Consider the following 18,795-nt stretch of genomic DNA (forward strand, 5'->3'; position numbering starts at 1 on the left):
TTTTTACTTCTATTTAAGTAAATAAATTACTCATCTAATAACGTTACATGCCCAATATAAGGCAGATGGCGATAACGCTGTGCGTAATCAATGCCGTAACCAATAACAAATTTATCTTCAATAGAATAACCTATCCACTCAACCGGTACATCCACTTCACGGCGTGATGGCTTATCCAATAAAGTACAGATAGAAATAGAAGCTGGCTCACGTAAGCTTAAAATCTCTTTAACACGATTTAAGGTATTACCTGAGTCAATGATATCTTCAACAATCAGAACATCTTTACCACGAATATCTTCGTCGAGATCTTTAATGATTTTAACGTCACGTGTTGACGTCATACCATTACCGTAACTTGATACAGTCATAAAATCGACTTCATGGTTCACGTTAATTTCACGGCATAAATCTGCCATAAAAATAAAAGAACCTTTTAACAAGCCGATTAAGACAAGATCATGTTGATCTTGGCGTGGGCGGTAATGTTCTGTGATTTCACGACCTAGCTCAGCAATACGCTGTTTGATCTCTTCTTCAGAGATCATGACATCAACAATATGTTTCATGATTAATTTCGATTGGGTTAACGGGGAAAGCAAACGATTGTACCAGAACTTCCCTCATCATGCGATGATCTGATTTAATGAAAATAAAGGCACAAAATATTAATCCTGTGCCTTTTTTCAACTTATCTTACTGATATTAATGATTTTTATAGTGATAGATTATTTACTAACGGTAAATCCCGCCATCATACCTGTATCTTCGTGCTCTAATAAATGGCAATGCGCCATAAATGGGTGCTCTTTTGTTGCTAAATGGTCAAATTTCACAAGAATTTCGCTAAATTGTCCTTCAACTTTTACTATATCCTTCCAACCTTGGCGATGTTTCTCTGGTGCACGACCGTTTTCAGATAAAATACGGAACTGTGTACCATGTACATGGAATGGATGTAGCATCATATCACCACGACCTGATACAACCCATTTTTCATAAACACCTTGCTTCACATCAAATGCAGGCTCTGTCATTGAGAATGGAATACCATTGATACTATTAGCATTATAGATATCTAAATCACCATTTCCATGACCGCAATTCATCCCACCGCCCATCATACCATTACCGTTACCTTGGCGCATATGGCTCATTCCATGATGAATACCCGCTAATGCTTTATCACCATAACGTTCTGTTAATAACATCATACCTTGCATATCTAAACGCATATCCATACGTAAATGTAATGTCCGCGTTGAAATATTGCTGAGTGCTGGTAATGCTGGCATAAGCGCTAATTGATCAGGTAATAAGCCTTGCCCTTTTTCTGCTGATGGTAATAAACGCAACACAGGGAGTACATTATCAAATGGCGCTAAAACCATCCCCATTTGGCGTACAGGTAAAGTAACAATATCAAAATCACGCCCATCAGACGTATCCACTAAAACTTCAAAACGCTCCCCCATTAAAATCGGTAATTCCGTCACTTTGACCGGTTCCGCTAACAATCCACCATCACTGGCGATCACATACATCGGTCTGCCATCACTGGTTGCCAAATTTAAGCTACGCGCATTACAACCATTTAAGAAACGTAATCTGATCCAGCCTTTTGGCACAATATGTTGTGGCTGAATAGCGCCGTTAGTTAACATCATGTCGCCAAACCAACCAATTGCGGCACTCATTACATCAAGTTGATAATCTATCTGCCCATTACTGTCTAAACGTTTGTCTTGTAAAATCACGGGCAAGTCATCAATACCCCAACGATTAGGTAATTTACGGTTTGCTGTTTCATCATCTTCAATAATGACCAATCCACCTAATCCCATAGCAACTTGTTGTCCAGTAACACCATGAGTATGAGGATGGAACCAACACGTTGACTCGGCTTGATTAGGTGTAAAAGTCACTGTACGAGATTTTCCTGGTTCAATCATGGCTTGTGGGCCACCATCTTCTTCACCACTAATCTCAAGACCATGCCAATGAACCGTTGTCGTTTCAGGCAATTGGTTATTGATATTAATAGTGACTGGTTGGCCACGTTTAAGCTTTAGTGCAGGGCCTAATAAACTGCCGTTATAACCCCATGTGGTTGTGCTTGCCGTGGGAATAAATTGAGAAACACCTTGTTGAATATTAAGAACAATCTTTTGTTGAGCGTCTGGGATAATTTGAGGTGGAATCGCCAATGAAGGCGTGTTACTTTGGGCAAACGCAAAACGACTCCAGCTTGGTAATAATGTTACAGCACTTAATGTGGCGCCTAATTTTAAAAATTCACGACGTTGCATAATATATTCCTTTGAATAAAAACAAGTTGTTCTGTCTTTATCGAAATAAGATAAGTAAAGAAGCCTTGTAAACTATTACCGATGCTAAAGTTTCCCCTTACTGGAAGGTCAATTTAAAACCCAACAAAATAGCGGGTCTTTGCAAAACTTTTAACTACATTAAGCCAAATAACAAAACTTGCTAAATCATCACACAAAGGAACAACACACCTAATGAAAAAAATGTTCGCCTTGTTCTGCACGCTAACGCTTTCTTTTTCTATGCTCTTTTCTTCGGGGGCAAAAGCGTTAACCTACACGCAAGCAGAAGACTTGGCAGATTTAACTGCAATCTACCTTTTTTTAAATAAAGATTGTGGTTATGAGCAAATATCAAAGTCTAAAATTGAAAGAGCCTTAATGGTCTTTTCTCGCTCGCAACAATGGGATGTCAGTAATTATTCAACATTACCGATGAGCCAATTAAATGAAGACAGTTACAATGATTTAAAAGGTATTGAAGTGTCACATAATAAGAAATGTCAGCTACTCGCGAATAAGTCATTAAGTCTATTAAATTATTAATACCTGTTGAGTAACATTGAGATAAATAGAAAAAGATAGCCTCTTGGAATAGCTTGCTTATTAACAAGAACCATATAAAGCAACTAATTAGAGGTTATCAAAGAAACTGACTTTCTTTTCCTGCTCTTTATTCCTTTTTGTGCTGATTATTTTTCTTCTGCCTATACTCATTCCAATACAGAGCCACAGAAGGAATACTTTGAATAATCAACATTCTAAAAATATGATTCGACATCACAAAAGCGGCATCCACGTTCATTGTGATAGCGGCAAAAGTCATGGCTTCCATACTTCCCGGTGCCCATGCTAATACTAATGTTTCCCAAGGAACACCCGTTAGATAAGCGGCTCCATATGCTACTATTACCGTTAAAATCACATTAATAATAACTACTTGAACAGAAGAAAAAGCATTTTTAATTAGTGAGGAAAATGGGAAAACAACAAAATGAGCCCCGATATTCATGCCAATTAAAACCATACTCAATTCATTAAGTAACATTGGAAAAGCAATAGGTTCACTGATAAAAGATTGAATAAATATTGCACTACCTAATGAAGTCAACATAAAGGGTGCAGGGAATCGGATTTTCTGTAATAAAAGCCCAGTACCTAACCCTAAAGCTACAATCAATAATAACCACAACAATGAAACCAGTGTCATTTCGGGTATAGCAAACTCAGGCATATTGGCTTTATCAGATCCCACAATAAAACCTGCCAGAATAATCAATACCATTAAACGAATAGTATGAGAAATAACAATTTTTTGGGGTGGTGTTTTAGTATGATCAGTCAATGCCAAAATAGCAGCCATAGCACCAGGCACAGCACCTAACATTGACTCTTCTTTCGTCCAACCAATATGGCGATGGAACCAAAAATAACTCACAAAAAACTGAATAGCTAAACAAACAACAAGAGTGAGTAAAAGAATAATTAAATTATCAGCACTGCCTAAATGAACTTGGTTAAACATTAAGCCAACCGATGTACCTAAAGTCAGTTGAATAAACGTTAATGTATGTTTAGGAACCGCAAGCTCCCATTTAAAGCGATAAGCAATAATGACAACAAGGATCGGCCCAAACATCAGCGCCATGGGCAAACCAGAAAGGGTAAGAACACCACCTATTAATGCACAAAATAGAATACCTGGTAGAGTTTTTAAAAACGACATGTTGTGTTACTCAGTTTTTTTAATTATTGTTTCCATCCTAGCATTTGTATAAATATTTAATAACCAAATAGTGATAAAGTAATTATTATTTTTTTTAATACATAGAGCCAATTATGTCGCTAAAAATAACCACAAATCCCTCATCAAATGAGATCAATGAAATTTATGAAGGTTTGTTAACACATAACCTCAACTATATTCATATGGATCAATACACGCCACTTGCTGTTTTTAAGGAAGAGAATGGTAAAAAAATAGGTGGGATCACTGGTGATATTTTAGGAAATTGGCTACGTATTCGTTATTTGTGGGTAGATAAAGCCTATCGTAAAAAAAACATAGGTACAGAATTACTGCAAACAATGGAAAACACGGCAAAAGAAAAAGGTGCCAAATATGCTGAAGTTGATACCTTTAGCTTTCAAGCCCTGCCTTTTTATCAAAAGCAGGGATTTGAAATATTTGGTACGTTAGAAAATTATCCGGTTAGTGATAAAAAATATTATTTAAGGAAAGATTTATAGTTTTTTGTTATTTTTATTTTCTTCACTTATTTCATTAGTATTTCCCTCCTTCTCAAAAAACAATCGATAATTATCTTTTGAATATTTTACCTTCTCATCTAAATTCAAAGTAGTTTCTCCTTCAGTAGAACTTTCATCTATATCGAAAATAATTGAGTCTAATTTACTTATTATTTTATTGAATTTTTCATTTGACTTTAACTCTGAATTAAGACTGTCTATTTTTCCCATTAAAATATCCAATTCTAATTTTTCCTCATGAACATGATTTATATTAAGACCTTCATAATCCCATTGAAAATCCAAACTATCATCTTCATCTATTTCACTTTTATTATCTATTTTACTTTCTGATATTAGTTTATAATTATCAACATCTGAATTATCATCCTTATCTATCTCATTTACATTTTCTGCTTTACTTTCTAATATTGGTTTATAATCTCCAACATCAAAATAATCAACATTAATATATTTATCACCCAAGTCTTTTTTAGGTGCTTTTTTAGGTATTTCTATTATTTCTTCCGTCTCAAAATCATTAAGTATGTCTGTATATTCTGATATATCTGTATCTACTTGTGTATCTGTATCTACTTGTGTAGCTGTATCTACTTGTGTATCTGTATCTACTTGTGTAGCTGTATCTACTTGTGTAGCTGTATCTACAGTCATATTTCTTTTTATCGCATTATGGTTATCACTAATATATTTTCCTATCCATTCTTGCATTAAATCATTAAAGGAACATTCACTCCCCACCTTTTTATCAAGAGCCATCATCATAATAGTAGATAATTTACTTTCTATTTTATTTTTTATATTATTATCAAATTTATTAAGAACTTGAACTTCTTCGATAGCAATAAGTAAAATATTCATTGATTTTATAAAATTATCTCTTTCTTTTTCTGTTGAAAAATTATATATAAAATCATATTTTTTATTTAAATGAATGTTTTCAAAATTAAACTTAGAATTTATTAATTTAAATATATTTTTTATACTATCATTATTTATTGCATTAATTCTATTTTTAATAATTTCATTTAAACATTCTACAATTAACTTATTGTCAGAGCCTTCTTTTCCTATATCATCTTGTGCTGAAAAAAAATCTTTAGCTCTTTTTACTTCAGTCAAATAATCACAGTAACTATAGAAATCAAATTTATCATTTGCATGAGAAATTATGTTACTTATAGTGTTTAAATTTTTATTTCTTATTTCATTTTCCTTATCTGGTAAATTCTTTATTTCACACTCTTTTTTATTTATTTCATTATCTACTCCATTAAAGATGTGACTATGTTTACTTATATCTACAATACTAGATTGTTTATTATTTTTTATATCTCTTATAAGAAAATGAATCTCTAGTTTATGGAATAAAGAAGCCAATGACTGAATAATTTTCTTACCAAAAGAAGGTATGACAGGCGTATTTTTTATTTCACTTATGTTTTTTGTGAAAATATAACTTTCCTTTTTTGGAAAGTAATGCGGTTTATTTAAAAATAATAATTTTGGTTCAAATAAATTTGTTTTAACAATCATAGGTTATCCATCCATATGTAAATCAATATAACTTTATTATTACGCATATAAATAAAAAACATTTAATAAAACAATTATATATGTTCAAAGTAATTTGAAAAATATTTTCTCAACACTTCATCTTTAGAACCATCCAAGTTGTTCGTATCCAAACCTATTCGACTAAAAATACCCTTTAAATAATTTTCTATTTCTGTATTTTTAGTACTCACAACTCCCGCTCCCCCTAAATCTCTTACGCCATTGTTTGTATAAGAGCTTATTTTACTTTCTTGGTTTTCAAATGTCTGATAACTAATTAATAAAACTATTGCATCTTGAGCCCATTTATAATTAATGTTATTGCTTGTATTTTTAAAAATTCGAATAAGTAATTCATTACCTCTTTCATTACTCTTTATATTTTCATAAAAACTTTTATCCAATGATTTTATAATTTTCTTTGTTGCAACACCTATATTTTTAGAGATATCTTTATTTGTCAACCTTATCAAATTATCTATTTTAGAAATAGTATTTCCCTCACCAATAAAATCTTTATTTTGTGACAATTGATTAAATAGCTCTTTTGTTAATGTTAAAGAGATAATATTTTTGTCGTATTTAAAATCGCCATTAGATTTAGAAATAATATCAGCCCTACTTTTCTCACTCATTAATGAATCAAATATTTTTACAATAATACTATCTGTATCAATATTTTCATTTAATGTATTTATTCTATCTCTTAGTAAATTTTTTAGTTCATTAACTGTATCCCTAGAAAAAACCATGCCTATATTCTTGTTTATATCATCAGATTCTTCCTTAAGAATTAAATTCAATTTACTATTAATTTCAGAGGGTAAACCAGCATAGCTTTCTTCAAATTTACTTTTAGCTAAGTCAGCAATAAACTCACTTTTTAGTATTTTAATATCATTAATAAGTTTACATTCTAATGCTCTTTCTAATGTTTGATATTTTATTATATTATCTATATTTTTATTATTATTTTTTCTATTTATTACTTCATTTGTATTTTTGATAAATGTGTTATTTAATTCATTTAAGCGTTTAATTAAATTATCAACAGGTTTGTTATTCCCTGATATTGAATCAAGTTTAAACTCACTTAATGCTTGATTAACATTTAGATTTACAGTGTTTATTCTTAAAGGTAGTAGATTTCTATTGATAAACTTAAAAGGAGAAATTAAAATTTTAAATAAGTTTTTAATGCTTCTTTTTTTCTCTTTTTTTAATTTAATATCTTCATTAACATTTAATTTTTCTCTCCCTGACTCTGTGACAAAATCAGATAGTTTATTTATGTTATTTTGTTTTTCTAAGCTATTAATTTCTGTTCTATTTAAATTATTTTTTTCATTTAATGTTTCAATACTTTGTTGAATAGTAGAAAGTATTTCGCTAAATTGATTATCTATATTGCTCGAATCAATAACCGGATAATTATCTTCAGGGATTCCATCCAAACTATTTTTACAATTTCTTATATACTCTGAAATATTCTTTACTGGTGATCTATAATCATTTACTTTATTAAATTTCACGTTATTTTTAGAAATAGAAAGTAATGAATCTATACATTTAAAATCCTGAGTTATTTTATTATCCACATGATGCAAATTTGTAGTCAGTGAGAAACTATACATATTAATGCTTTTCATTTTATCACCCTTAATAAACATTATTACAAATAGTTTATCCCTTAATTTTTTTTAAGTTTGTAAAAATCGCACAATAGTAATCAATTAATAACTTTCAATAAAAACACGATATATTATTTAAAAATAAGACACCCCAAAAAAAAGATATCAACTAAGTGATATCTTTTTTTGGGGTGTCTTTTAAAAAATGCCTCTTGTTTTATTCTTTTAAATCGTTATACACCGTTGCCCTTGAAACGCCTAAATACTGCGCTGTAATTTCCATTGCCTTACGCAGTGAAAGATAACCTTCATCCTGTAAACACAATAGCAATTCACGTCGCTGATGCGGTTTTAATGCTCTTGGTGTAACAGAATAAGTTGCTGAAAATTCATCAATACGTTTTTTCAGCGAATCTTCTGTCACTGAGCTAAAGGTTTCAATAATGTCATTACCTTCTTCAAGGGTTGCGAATTGGTTTAGTACCATTTGCAATCCTTTGATCATTGAAATATCAATATTTAAGCATAATGCCGCAACATAATTCCCTTGTTTATCTTTAATTCCAATAGACGTACTTTTTGCGGTTCTACCATCAGGGAATTGATTTGGGTAATTAGCTACAATTTGTGGGAAATCAGACGATTCAATACGTGCCATTCCCAATTCTGTTGCTCTATCCCCAACTTTTCTACCTGATAGATTATTTTCAATGACCATAATGGTATTTTCACTATCAGTTAGATCATGAAGTACAACCTCACAAAAAGGCGATAATGTTTTACCAATGCCTTGTGCAATAAATTGTAGTTGTTCTACCAGCCACTCTTGGTCTTCTGTTTTGTGTGACATAACGATCCCTGCAATAGCTAAAACGTAAATGATTTATACAATTTTAACCGATTTATTCAAATAATTAATCGTTATCTGCAGGATAATCAGATTTTGCCTGATTTAGAATAGCTTTTGCCATCCATTGAGTCATATCAATGACCTGTTGATCATCCATTTTCCAGATATCTTTCATTACCAAAAAGACTTCTGACCCATAAATTAAAGAGAACGATTTAATCACCTTATCCCACATTTCTTGAGGATAGTGTGCTTTTAAAGGTTCAATAACTTTGAGTAAAATCTCTTTACGGTGACCACGAATAAATCGTTTTTCTGCATATTCACTCGATTGTCTCTCTTTTGCCCATTGCTGTAATGAAACTTGCAAAGCACCACGCAGTGCGCCTTCATGTTTAAACATTTGTGGATAGGCAAGATTGAGCAACTCAGTAATGCGTTGTTGCGTATTATCTTCGGGAGTTGGTGTCCATGCAATGATCGGCGCTAAACTTGCATCAACTGTGGCACTAATTAAATCACTTTGTGTGGGAAAATAACGATATGCGGTTGCCCTCGAAACACCGGCATGTGCAGCTAACTCTGACACTGTCGGTAACATTCCTTGCTCAAAAAGCCCCAATGCAGTTGTTACCAATAATTGATAGGTTCTTTTTCGTGTACCGGACATGGCATCCGTTTCATCACTATAACTCATAGAAAATCCTTCGTTATTCCTACACTTTTATGTCTGGGCTTATCTTAAGCGAAATACTCACAACACTTAACGTTTACTTTAGGTGATTAATTACACCTTATCGACCTTTAATGTGCAAAAAATAAAAATAATGAGACAGCAGTCTCAAAACAGTGCTATGATAAATGAAACTCAAGTCTCATTATGATTATAATCTATCCGTCGATAATTATAAAAGGTATGGGAAGGCTTATGAAACAGTATGCTGGTTCTATTTATATTGCCACAACGCTTGATACTAAAAGTGCTGAGATTTTTTATGTCAGTGATTTAATTAAAAAAGCAGGCCTTCCTGTTAAGACCGTTGACTTGACAACCAAACCCACGGCACTCGCACGAGAAGCGGATGTCACAGCAGCCGAAGTTGCACGCTTTCATCCAGATGGCCAAGAAGCTGTGTTCTGTGGTGATAGAGGGAAAGCAATAGAAGCGATGTCGGTCGCTTTTGAACACTATTTAACTCACTGTGATGATGTCTTAGCCATTCTTGGACTAGGCGGCTCAGGGGGGACGGCTCTGATTACACCAGCAATGCAATCTCTGCCAATTGGTGTTCCTAAATTGATGGTATCGACGATGGCGTCTGGCGATATTTCAGGCTATATCGGTGCAAGTGATATCTCAATGATGTATTCCGTTACAGATGTATCAGGCCTAAATCGTATTTCTCGTAAAGTTTTAAGAAATGCAGCGAATCAAATCGCTGGCGCTGTTTATTTTTACCAAGAAGAGCATGTTGTTGATAAGCCTGCGGTAGCACTGACAATGTTTGGTGTAACCACTCCTTGTGTACAACAACTCACTCAAAAACTTGAAAATAATTATGACTGCCTTGTTTTTCATGCAACAGGAAGTGGCGGCAAAGCCATGGAAAAACTGGTAGACAGTCACCTTCTTCATAGTGTGTTAGATCTTACAACAACTGAAGTGTGTGATTACTTGTTTGATGGTGTACTTGCTTGTGATGAAGACCGTTTTGGTGCAATCGCCCGTACTAAAACCCCTTATATCGGTTCTTGTGGCGCATTAGATATGGTCAACTTTGGTCGCCCTTCTAGTGTTCCTGAGAAATATAAAGGGCGTCAATTTTATCATCATAATGCACAAGTCACCTTAATGCGCACAACACCAGAGGAAAACCGTCAATTGGGTGTTTGGATCGCTGAAAAAATGAATCAGTGTGAAGGCCCATTACGGTTTGTATTACCACAGGGCGGTTTTTCTGCTCTGGATATTGAAGGGGGCCCTTTTTGGGATCCAAAAGCAAACCAAGCGTTTTTTGATGCATTTATAACAACATTTAAAGAGACAGAGACTCGTCAATTAGTCATCAGTCCTTATCACATAAACTCAGCTGAGTTTACTCAGCAAATTTATGATTTACACCAGGAACTTATTTGTTAACCACGGAGAAAGAAGAATGACTCATTCACGTGAAACGTTACTAAAAAAATTCAACGAAATGATTGCACGCCATGAACCAATTATTGGTGGTGGTGCAGGTACTGGCCTGTCAGCTAAATGTGAAGAAGCAGGTGGTATAGACCTTATCGTTATTTATAACTCAGGTCGTTACCGTATGGCCGGTCGAGGATCTTTAGCGGGTTTATTAGCTTATGGCAACGCTAATGAAATCGTTATGGATATGGCAAAAGAAGTATTACCTGTTGTTAAACATACGCCTGTACTTGCAGGAGTAAATGGTACAGATCCATTCTGTAACTTTGATAAGTTTTTAGATGATGTCAAAGCAACAGGTTTTGCAGGCGTACAAAATTTCCCAACGGTAGGCTTAATTGATGGTAATTTCCGTGCCAATTTAGAAGAAACAGGTATGGGTTATGGGCTTGAAGTAGATATGATCCGCCAAGCTCACGAAAAAGATCTACTAACCACGCCTTATGTCTTTAGTCGTGAAGATGCCATTGCAATGACTGAGGCTGGTGCCGATATTATTGTGCCACATATGGGATTAACGACTGGCGGTAACATTGGTGCAGAAACTGCATTAACATTAGCGGACTGTGTTCCTTTAATTAATGACTGGGCAAAAGCAGCAAAAGCAGTACGTGCTGATGTGATTGTGCTTTGTCATGGTGGCCCGATTGCAACCCCTGAAGATGCACAATATATCTTAGATAATTGCCCTGATTGTCATGGGTTCTATGGTGCAAGTTCAATGGAACGCTTACCAACAGAAGTGGCATTAACTGCAACAACAAAAGAATTTAAAAGTATTAAACGCTAATTCAAAATCATCAAGTTTGCCTAAGCGTTAATCCATATTGCCCACATTATGTGGGCAATATTTTATGCAAAAAATCCTAATTCAAATTAGACTAATTTTGCAATTAATGTATTTAAATCACCCGCTAAGAAATCCACTGGTGGAATTTCAATAACGGTATAAGCACCCGCACGTTGTTTCATACTTGCTCTTGCCGCTGAAACCATAAATTGAGACGTCAATGCAGGGTTGTTAATACGCATTGAATATTCAAATAATTGGTTATGTGTTTTACCCGAAACACCTTTATGAGTCATATGAACACCATGCCCAACATCTTTTAAGCTATCGACACAATCGACTTGCTTCACATGGGTTTCATCAGAAGAGAAATAGCTATCAGCTTTAATCGCTTGCTCTACTTGATTAAAATCTACACCCGCTTCTAATTCGACATAAACCATACGGCGATGAACGCCCGTACCTAGCGGAATAGTCATTGAAAGTGCATCTTTAACACCTTCAATGCTTTTAGCCGCAACACTGTGCCCCATACTCATACCTGGTCCAAAATTAGTATAAGTAATGCCTTTGGGTGCCATGGCTAACATTAATGTACGAATAATAGAATCAGAGCCAGGATCCCAACCTGCTGAAATAACAGCAACACGGTCATGTTTTTTAGCCACCTCATCTAATTCTGTTTTTAATGACACAATTTCGCTGTGAACATCAAAACTATCTACTGTATTAATGCCTAAGCCTAAAATAGATTTAGCTAACTCTTTAATTGCACGGGTTGGTGAACATAAGAGAGCAACATCAACATTACCTAATGTTTTAATATCGTTAGTTACGGTAATATTTTGTAGCTCTTCTGGGATGTTGTTTATATCGCGGCGAACAACTCCCATTAATTCAAAATCTTGTGCCGCTTGGACAGCTTCTAATGCAAATCGACCAATATTACCGTAGCCTACAATCGCCACTTTTATTTTAGTATTCATTAATTCCCCTGACTTTAACGTTAATCATCTCTTAATGATAATAGTGATTAGTTATCAATGAATAAACCATATAAATATCTTTTTTGCCAGATAAACATTATTTGCGCTATTCCCTTATAAATAAACCTTGTAGAATCCCCCTTCTTCCGACACGTTTATATTAATAAATCGATTTCACTCTGTTTTTAAGAAGGTTTTCAATGCATCAGTCTGATGTAGCGGATCGCTCGCTTTTCTCTCTTAGTTGGCCAATATTTATAGATATTTTCCTACATCTAGCCACACTATTAATTAATACTTACATGGTAAGCCACGTTTCTACCGCTTACTTAGCCGCAATGGGCGTCGGCAACCAGGTTTTTGATCTTTTCATCACCATTTTTAGTTTTATTAGTGTGGGATGTAGCGTCGTTATTGCCCAATATTTAGGTGCGGGTAAAAAAGAAAAAGCCAGTCAGGCAATCCATATCTCTATTGCATTTAACTCATTACTGGGGATAAGTAGTGCTGTAATTATTCTCTTTTTTGGCTACAACATTCTTAATTTAATGAATACGCCATCTCACTTGGTTCAAGATGGCTACAATTACTTGCATATTATTGGTATTTGTCTTATTCCTGAGGCAATTTCAATTATTCTTGCTGCATGTTTAAGAGTTTATGGCAAATCAAAAGCCGCCATGTATGTCACATTGATTGCTAACATTGTTACCGTCATTGGTAATATGATTGTACTTTATGGCTTCTTTGGTTTACCACAATACGGATTAGTCGGTGTTGCTTGGTCTACTGTTGTTGGTCGTATTATTGCCGTAATTTTATTATGTGGGTTATTGTTCTACGGCTTACGCATTAAATTTCAAGCAAGACAACTCTTTATCTGGTCCAAAAATATGCTGGGGAAAATCCTACATATTGGATTACCGGCTGCTGGTGAAAATCTAGTTTGGATCTTACATTACATGACTGCATCCGCCTTTATTGGTTTAATGGGCGAAGTTCCTCTTGCAGCACAAACGCTCTATTTCCAATTGTCATTATTTTTAATGCTCTTTGGTATTGCTATTAGTATTGGTAATGAAATTCTTGTGGGGCATTTAGTTGGCGCTAAACGCTTTGATGATGCTTTTGTTAGAGGCTGGAAAAGCTTAAAAACAGGCGTGATATTTACGATTGGAGTAGTTATTGTTTATTGGTTTATGCGTGATCCTATTTTGTATTCCATTACAGAAGACCAGCGCATTATCGACCAATTGATCCCACTGTTTATTTTGTCCGTCTTTTTAGAGCCAGGTCGTACTTTTAATATCGTAATGGTAAATGCCTTACGTGCGGCCGGCGATGCTAAATTTCCTCTGATGACAGCAATTTGTTTTATGTGGGGAGTGGCAATTCCGGTGGGTTATTTCCTCGGTATAAAAATGGAAATGGGCCTAATTGGTATATGGATTGGCTTCCTTTGTGATGAGTGGTTACGCGGATTAACTAACGCATGGCGTTGGCGTTCACGTAAGTGGCAAACTAAGCGTTTGGATATTTAAATAATAATACAATAAGCCCTACAATATAGATAAAGTGTAGGGCTAAAAGTATGAGAAAAATACCATTATTTAATTATAGATCTATTTTTTGATAAATTAAGTCTAATTGGTAATCGATTTTATCATATAAATCAACATTTTTATTAATTTTTATTATATTATTTCGCTTTAAATAATCAACAAAAGACTCAATAATACTCTTTGTAAACGTTCTATTTTCACGAATAAAAAACAATTCAATTGGTATATCATTTATTCTATTAGATAATAAGTCAAACATTTTCTTTTTAGATTCACTTTTATCAACTATTATTTTAGATAACTGTTTACAAAATTCATTTGAATTCGTTTCTTTCAAACTTAATATTTCTTGTAAAATTTCAGCCTTACTCTCGTCTGATAATTTAATTTTATTGAATGTATTTTCTTTATTTAGTTTTTTAATACTTTCTTCAATAACTTTCTTTATAGAATCATATTTATGACCTTTTTCTTGAATATTTTCCTCCTTATCATTATTTATTGATCTTCTTAACTCTTTTAAAAAATTAATTAATCTACTTTTTTCTAAAATCATACTCAATGAAGAACTCACGCCATCCTTATTAATAATATTACCATACACCACATCTATTACATCGCCATTTAACTTATCTTTTACAGTTTTATTTAACTTTTCAATTTTAGAAAAGTCTTCAATAAAGAACTCACTTTGATTATTCTCAGTCTCTTTATTAAAAATATAAGAATATAGGAAAATATAACTTATAAAACTATTTTTTAAAATTTCATTTTCTTTAATATTCTTATAGTGTAAGGTTGGAATATCATTTATACATTGAAGCATAACACGTTTAAAAACTTTACTATTTATATCTTTTTCTGAAAATAAATCCAAGTTTTTATTTAAAATAATATGTAAGCTATCTTTAGATACTTTCAATTTATTTTCAGTAAAAATACGCACTAAATGCTCAGTGAGTTCTAATTTCTTTTTCTCTAATATAATTCTTTTTCTATCCTGATTTATAGGTGGCAAGCTTGGTTTTTCTTTATTTTTATTAATTTTCATTTCAAATTGGCATTCAATCTCTGATTCATTACCACCATCTAAATCCATATAATCATGATACTCATCGTCTATATTGTTATTTTCATTCATACAAGTATAAATAAGCTCATCTTGTGTATTTATAGATTTATTATTGAAAACTTGAGTGACAATGGCCCCCTTGTCCATATTAAAATAAATAGACTCTTTTTGTGTATTTATAGATTTATTATTTAAACGTTCAGTGACAATGAGGCTATTTGGTGTATTTTTTATTGAAGATATTTTATAAGATTCTTTATTTGATGTATTACCTTTTGAAATTTCAGTGATTATTTCTGTCCTTGAACTGCTAATGCTACTACTACGGTTAACATCAACGCACATAATTATCATCCTATTAGTTTAACATAGGCACTATTCTATAAATTCCCCCCTATTCTTCTATCATTTATCTGCCATATATGCCATTGACTCACTTAATGAATGCATCAAACTAACTTTCATTAATTGCTAAAAAACCTCATAAAAAGTCAATAAAATATAATTATTAAAGAAAATAACACATTAAAATAAATAATGATTAGTTTTATTCTTTTAACATATCTAATGCGATGTGTGTTTTTTTACATGATTTAGATCACAGAAAAGTATCTCGATAAGGTAAACAAAAATAACCTCACCTACAAAAAACACTAATTTTTTTAATAAAGAAAAAACCAAAAATTAAATATTAATCAACATTAAACTTTTCTTATAAAAATAATTATTTTCCTCTAATTCCCTGCTGGTTTTTTTATGATACAACAAGTAGGTGTTGCCCTTTCCAATAAATGAGACAACTAAGCTTTAATAGAGAGAATACAAAAAATCAAACACAATGGAGTCTTGTCATGAATCTCGTCGAACGGTTTATTTCTTATACAAAAGTTAACACCACCACAAATAGGGAAAATGGCGCAGCTGGTATTATGCCTTCTTCAGAAGGTCAGCGAGTCCTAGCATTACAATTGGTTGAAGAACTCAAGGCTTTAGGCGTTGAAGATATCAAAATTCGCGATACTGCCATTGTTACCGCAACACTACCTTCCAACCTTGATTATGAAGTACCTACTGTTGCTTTCTTTGGTCATTTAGATACCAGTGCAGAACAAACTAATGACACCAAAGCGCAAATTCTACCTTATAAAGGTGGTGACCTCTGCTTAAACAAAGAACTTGATATTTATCTACGCCAAAGTGAATTTCCAGAACTAGAAAACTATATTGGTGACGATATTATCGTGACAGATGGCACCAGTTTATTAGGTGCTGACGATAAAGCCGCTATCGCCTCAATTATGGATATGTTGCAATACTTTAAACAACATCCCGAAGTTAAACACGGTACGGTTAAAATTGGTTTTGTGCCAGATGAAGAGCAAGGTTTACGTGGTGCAAAAGCCTTTGATACTAAAGAATTTGGTGCTGATTTTGCCTATACATTAGATTGCTGTGGTATTGGTGAGTTAGTGTATGAAAACTGGAATGCAGGAGATGTTGAAATTACCTTTACTGGTGCTTCAGCCCATCCAATGTCTGCGAAAGGTAAATTAAAGAACTCACTATTAATGGCACATAAATTTGTTGCTATGTTACCGGGTGGCGAAGCACCAGAGTATACCGAAGGCCGTGAAGGTTATTATTGGGTAAAACAATTAGCAGGTAATAGCGCTCGTACTGTATTAAAAATGGATGTGCGTGATTTCACCGAAAAAGGTTATGCCCACCGTATGGCATTTTTAAAACAACTTTCAGATTATTGTGAAGGTTTATGGGGTGAAGGCTCTGTAACTTGTAAACTCGCTGACCGTTATGCCAACGTCTTTAATAGCCTACAAGGTGATAATCGCTACCCTATCGATATTGCAGTTGCCGCTTATGAAGCAAATGGAATTACTCCTCGCCCGATCCCAATGCGTGGTGGTTATGATGGTGCAGCCCTTTCTCAAAATGGCTTACCTTGCCCAAACATCTTTACTGGTGCTCATAATTTTCATTCTATTTATGAATATCTGCCTGTTAAATCCCTTTATGCTGCCAGTGATGTCTTAAAGTCCGTCGTGAAAATTACAGCAGAGCGTTTTGCACCTGGAGCTAAAGAATGATCCAAATTCTTGCGGTCTTAGTCGTCGTTGTTATTGTCGCTAGGATGATTTTGAAAGGATATAAAGCAGAACCTGTTTTGTTAGTCGCCGGTCTAGCCTTAATGGTGCTAACCATGATGTTTGGTTGGGGAGATATTCTTCCTAAAAATGTCAAAACAACAGGCATTGGCTGGTTAGATCCTTTTGAAGTAATGCGTGATCTCTTTAGTAGTCGTGCTGCTGATCTTGGTTTAATGATCATGGCACTGATGGGGTTCGCACATTATATGGATCACATTGGCGCTAATGAGGCCGTTGTACGGGTTGCAACTCGCCCGTTGAGAAATATGCGTTCACCTTATGTGTTGCTATTTTTCTCTTTTTTACTCGCGAGCATTTTACAACTTGCTATTCCTTCAGCAACTGGATTGGCTGTTCTATTAATGGGTACAATGTTCCCAATTATGATAGGACTTGGTTTATCTCCTGCATCGGCCGCAGGTGTAATTGCAACTTCATTAGGCGTGGCTTACACCCCAACGGCTATTGATGCCATTCGTGGTGCAAAAGCGGTTGATTTAGGGGTCGTTGAATATGTACTTTATTACCAAGGGCCTGCGGCGATTGCGACTGTGCTCGCTGTTGGTATTACACATATCTTCTGGCAGCGCCATTGCGACCGTAAATCTGGATTTGTGCCTCAATTAGGCAAAATGTCTGAAGAAACAAAGAGTGATAAAAACGTACCTGGCTTTTATGCCTTACTGCCAATGTTACCGATCATTATGGCGGTAAGTTCATCAAGCCTATTTGTTGCAGGAATTCACCTTGATGTAGTTACTATTGTATTGATTTCAATGGCAATTTGTATGCTAATTGAAACATTACGCTTACGTGATTTTAAATCAGTGTGTGCGGGCTTCCAGCATTTCTTAAAGGGTATGGGTTCTGCATTTAGTAACGTTGTGGGGTTATTAGTCGCAGCGGGTGTCTTTGCTCATGGTATTAAAGTCAGTGGTGCAATAGATAGCCTGATTGTGATGGCGGAGTCTGTAGGCTTGCCACCATTTGCTATGGCATTGGTCTTCGCTATCGTGACATTAGCGGCTGCAATTATTATGGGTTCAGGTAATGCTCCCTTCCTTGCATTTGTTGAACTTATTCCACAAATTGCACATAGCATGGGTGTCAACCCAATTGCGATGATTTTACCAATGCAACAAGCGTCACATATGGGACGAGGTATGTCTCCTGTAGCTGGAGTTATTATTGCAGTATCTAGTGGTGCTAAATTGCAACCGTTTGATGTTGTAAAAAGAACAGCGATCCCGCTTATGGTCGGCTTTGTATTTCATAGTGCTATTATTGCTATCTTCTATTATTAATAAATATACCTGAAGCAATATTTGTTGCTTCAGGTTGTTTTCAAATAATAAACATATTAAAAATAGACAAAGATATTTTATTGTTA

At 34.2% G+C, this 18,795-nt stretch carries 16 protein-coding genes; 7 read left to right on the forward strand and 9 right to left on the reverse strand.

From position 1 onward, the window contains the following. Positions 1-26 precede the first annotated feature (26 nt). Together hpt and cueO are read right to left on the reverse strand one after the other, a co-directional pair. A complete protein-coding gene (hpt, locus tag ABN080_RS07480) occupies positions 27-569 on the reverse strand; it encodes a hypoxanthine phosphoribosyltransferase (RefSeq protein ID WP_072070990.1) in 543 nt (180 codons plus the stop codon). A 159-nt stretch (positions 570-728) separates the two neighbouring features. Then, complete coding sequence (cueO, locus tag ABN080_RS07485) at positions 729-2,309, reverse strand: multicopper oxidase CueO (RefSeq protein WP_349440743.1); 1,581 nt, start codon at positions 2,307-2,309, stop codon at positions 729-731. 213 nt (positions 2,310-2,522) lie between these two features. Here cueO and ABN080_RS07490 point away from each other — a divergent pair, with 213 nt between their 5' ends. After that, complete coding sequence (locus ABN080_RS07490) at positions 2,523-2,873, forward strand: YacC family pilotin-like protein (protein WP_072070992.1); 351 nt, start codon at positions 2,523-2,525, stop codon at positions 2,871-2,873. A gap of 127 nt (positions 2,874-3,000) precedes the next feature. Here the strand turns inward: ABN080_RS07490 and ABN080_RS07495 are convergent, their stop codons facing one another. Then, positions 3,001-4,053, reverse strand: coding sequence for an AbrB family transcriptional regulator (locus tag ABN080_RS07495; RefSeq protein ID WP_349440744.1), 1,053 nt, complete (start codon positions 4,051-4,053; stop codon positions 3,001-3,003). 113 nt (positions 4,054-4,166) lie between these two features. On the opposite strand from ABN080_RS07495, the gene ABN080_RS07500 reads away from it, so the two are divergent. Continuing rightward, the gene (locus tag ABN080_RS07500) at positions 4,167-4,577 is read left to right on the forward strand and encodes a GNAT family N-acetyltransferase (protein WP_196553575.1); all 411 of its coding nucleotides are present in this window, start codon (positions 4,167-4,169) and stop codon (positions 4,575-4,577) included. Here ABN080_RS07500 and ABN080_RS07505 read toward each other — a convergent pair. The 4 genes from ABN080_RS07505 to ABN080_RS07520 all read right to left on the reverse strand — a co-directional run bounded on the left by ABN080_RS07505 (position 4,572) and on the right by ABN080_RS07520 (position 9,333). Next, the gene (locus tag ABN080_RS07505) at positions 4,572-6,134 is read right to left on the reverse strand and encodes a hypothetical protein (RefSeq protein ID WP_349440745.1); all 1,563 of its coding nucleotides are present in this window, start codon (positions 6,132-6,134) and stop codon (positions 4,572-4,574) included. The two genes, ABN080_RS07500 and ABN080_RS07505, sit on opposite strands and share 6 nt — an antisense overlap. A 74-nt stretch (positions 6,135-6,208) precedes the next feature. Then, entirely contained in the window at positions 6,209-7,804 is a 1,596-nt protein-coding gene (locus ABN080_RS07510) for a hypothetical protein (protein WP_349440746.1), read from the reverse strand. Positions 7,805-8,003: 199 nt separating this feature from the next. Beyond that, positions 8,004-8,636, reverse strand: coding sequence for a helix-turn-helix transcriptional regulator (locus ABN080_RS07515; protein WP_006535016.1), 633 nt, complete (start codon positions 8,634-8,636; stop codon positions 8,004-8,006). Positions 8,637-8,700: 64 nt separating this feature from the next. Continuing rightward, positions 8,701-9,333, reverse strand: a complete 633-nt coding sequence (locus ABN080_RS07520; RefSeq protein WP_072069348.1) for a TetR/AcrR family transcriptional regulator — start codon at positions 9,331-9,333, stop codon at positions 8,701-8,703. A gap of 231 nt (positions 9,334-9,564) precedes the next feature. Here ABN080_RS07520 and ABN080_RS07525 point away from each other — a divergent pair, with 231 nt between their 5' ends. After that, positions 9,565-10,776 carry a Tm-1-like ATP-binding domain-containing protein gene (locus ABN080_RS07525; RefSeq protein ID WP_349440747.1) on the forward strand — a complete coding sequence of 404 codons (1,212 nt, stop codon included), beginning with the start codon at positions 9,565-9,567 and terminating at the stop codon, positions 10,774-10,776. Between the two features lie 16 nt (positions 10,777-10,792). Then, positions 10,793-11,620, forward strand: a complete 828-nt coding sequence (locus ABN080_RS07530; RefSeq protein ID WP_072069350.1) for a phosphoenolpyruvate hydrolase family protein — start codon at positions 10,793-10,795, stop codon at positions 11,618-11,620. 86 nt (positions 11,621-11,706) lie between these two features. On the opposite strand, the gene ABN080_RS07535 is transcribed toward ABN080_RS07530, so the two are convergent. After that, the gene (locus ABN080_RS07535; protein WP_349440748.1) at positions 11,707-12,606 is read right to left on the reverse strand and encodes a diaminopimelate dehydrogenase; all 900 of its coding nucleotides are present in this window, start codon (positions 12,604-12,606) and stop codon (positions 11,707-11,709) included. A 200-nt stretch (positions 12,607-12,806) separates the two neighbouring features. On the opposite strand from ABN080_RS07535, the gene ABN080_RS07540 reads away from it, so the two are divergent. Beyond that, the gene (locus ABN080_RS07540; RefSeq protein WP_349440749.1) at positions 12,807-14,147 is read left to right on the forward strand and encodes an MATE family efflux transporter; all 1,341 of its coding nucleotides are present in this window, start codon (positions 12,807-12,809) and stop codon (positions 14,145-14,147) included. Between the two features lie 73 nt (positions 14,148-14,220). On the opposite strand, the gene ABN080_RS07545 is transcribed toward ABN080_RS07540, so the two are convergent. Continuing rightward, positions 14,221-15,585, reverse strand: a complete 1,365-nt coding sequence (locus ABN080_RS07545; RefSeq protein ID WP_349440750.1) for a hypothetical protein — start codon at positions 15,583-15,585, stop codon at positions 14,221-14,223. A 506-nt stretch (positions 15,586-16,091) separates the two neighbouring features. On the opposite strand from ABN080_RS07545, the gene pepT reads away from it, so the two are divergent. Both pepT and dcuC read left to right on the forward strand, forming a co-directional pair. After that, positions 16,092-17,345, forward strand: a complete 1,254-nt coding sequence (gene pepT / locus ABN080_RS07550) for a peptidase T (protein WP_197269526.1) — start codon at positions 16,092-16,094, stop codon at positions 17,343-17,345. Continuing rightward, positions 17,342-18,709, forward strand: a complete 1,368-nt coding sequence (dcuC, locus tag ABN080_RS07555; protein WP_349439237.1) for a C4-dicarboxylate transporter DcuC — start codon at positions 17,342-17,344, stop codon at positions 18,707-18,709. The genes pepT and dcuC overlap by 4 nt, the downstream gene beginning before the upstream one ends. Positions 18,710-18,795 lie beyond the last annotated feature (86 nt).

The sequence above is a fragment of the Proteus sp. fly-1089 genome, assembly GCF_040138965.1.
Lineage (GTDB): Bacteria > Pseudomonadota > Gammaproteobacteria > Enterobacterales > Enterobacteriaceae > Proteus > Proteus vulgaris_B.

Excerpts from the sequence above, each read along its gene's own strand:
- ABN080_RS07515 (WP_006535016.1), bottom strand. The coding sequence starts at position 8,636 with ATGTCACACAAAACAGAAGACCAAGAGTGGCTGGTAGAACAACTACAA.
- ABN080_RS07500 (WP_196553575.1), top strand. The coding sequence starts at position 4,167 with ATGTCGCTAAAAATAACCACAAATCCCTCATCAAATGAGATCAATGAA.
- ABN080_RS07510 (WP_349440746.1), bottom strand. The coding sequence starts at position 7,804 with ATGAAAAGCATTAATATGTATAGTTTCTCACTGACTACAAATTTGCAT.
- pepT (WP_197269526.1), top strand. The coding sequence starts at position 16,092 with ATGAATCTCGTCGAACGGTTTATTTCTTATACAAAAGTTAACACCACC.
- ABN080_RS07505 (WP_349440745.1), bottom strand. The coding sequence starts at position 6,134 with ATGATTGTTAAAACAAATTTATTTGAACCAAAATTATTATTTTTAAAT.
- hpt (WP_072070990.1), bottom strand. The coding sequence starts at position 569 with ATGAAACATATTGTTGATGTCATGATCTCTGAAGAAGAGATCAAACAG.
- ABN080_RS07495 (WP_349440744.1), bottom strand. The coding sequence starts at position 4,053 with ATGTCGTTTTTAAAAACTCTACCAGGTATTCTATTTTGTGCATTAATA.
- ABN080_RS07535 (WP_349440748.1), bottom strand. The coding sequence starts at position 12,606 with ATGAATACTAAAATAAAAGTGGCGATTGTAGGCTACGGTAATATTGGT.
- ABN080_RS07520 (WP_072069348.1), bottom strand. The coding sequence starts at position 9,333 with ATGAGTTATAGTGATGAAACGGATGCCATGTCCGGTACACGAAAAAGA.
- ABN080_RS07525 (WP_349440747.1), top strand. The coding sequence starts at position 9,565 with ATGAAACAGTATGCTGGTTCTATTTATATTGCCACAACGCTTGATACT.
- ABN080_RS07540 (WP_349440749.1), top strand. The coding sequence starts at position 12,807 with ATGCATCAGTCTGATGTAGCGGATCGCTCGCTTTTCTCTCTTAGTTGG.
- ABN080_RS07545 (WP_349440750.1), bottom strand. The coding sequence starts at position 15,585 with ATGTGCGTTGATGTTAACCGTAGTAGTAGCATTAGCAGTTCAAGGACA.
- ABN080_RS07490 (WP_072070992.1), top strand. The coding sequence starts at position 2,523 with ATGAAAAAAATGTTCGCCTTGTTCTGCACGCTAACGCTTTCTTTTTCT.
- cueO (WP_349440743.1), bottom strand. The coding sequence starts at position 2,309 with ATGCAACGTCGTGAATTTTTAAAATTAGGCGCCACATTAAGTGCTGTA.
- dcuC (WP_349439237.1), top strand. The coding sequence starts at position 17,342 with ATGATCCAAATTCTTGCGGTCTTAGTCGTCGTTGTTATTGTCGCTAGG.
- ABN080_RS07530 (WP_072069350.1), top strand. The coding sequence starts at position 10,793 with ATGACTCATTCACGTGAAACGTTACTAAAAAAATTCAACGAAATGATT.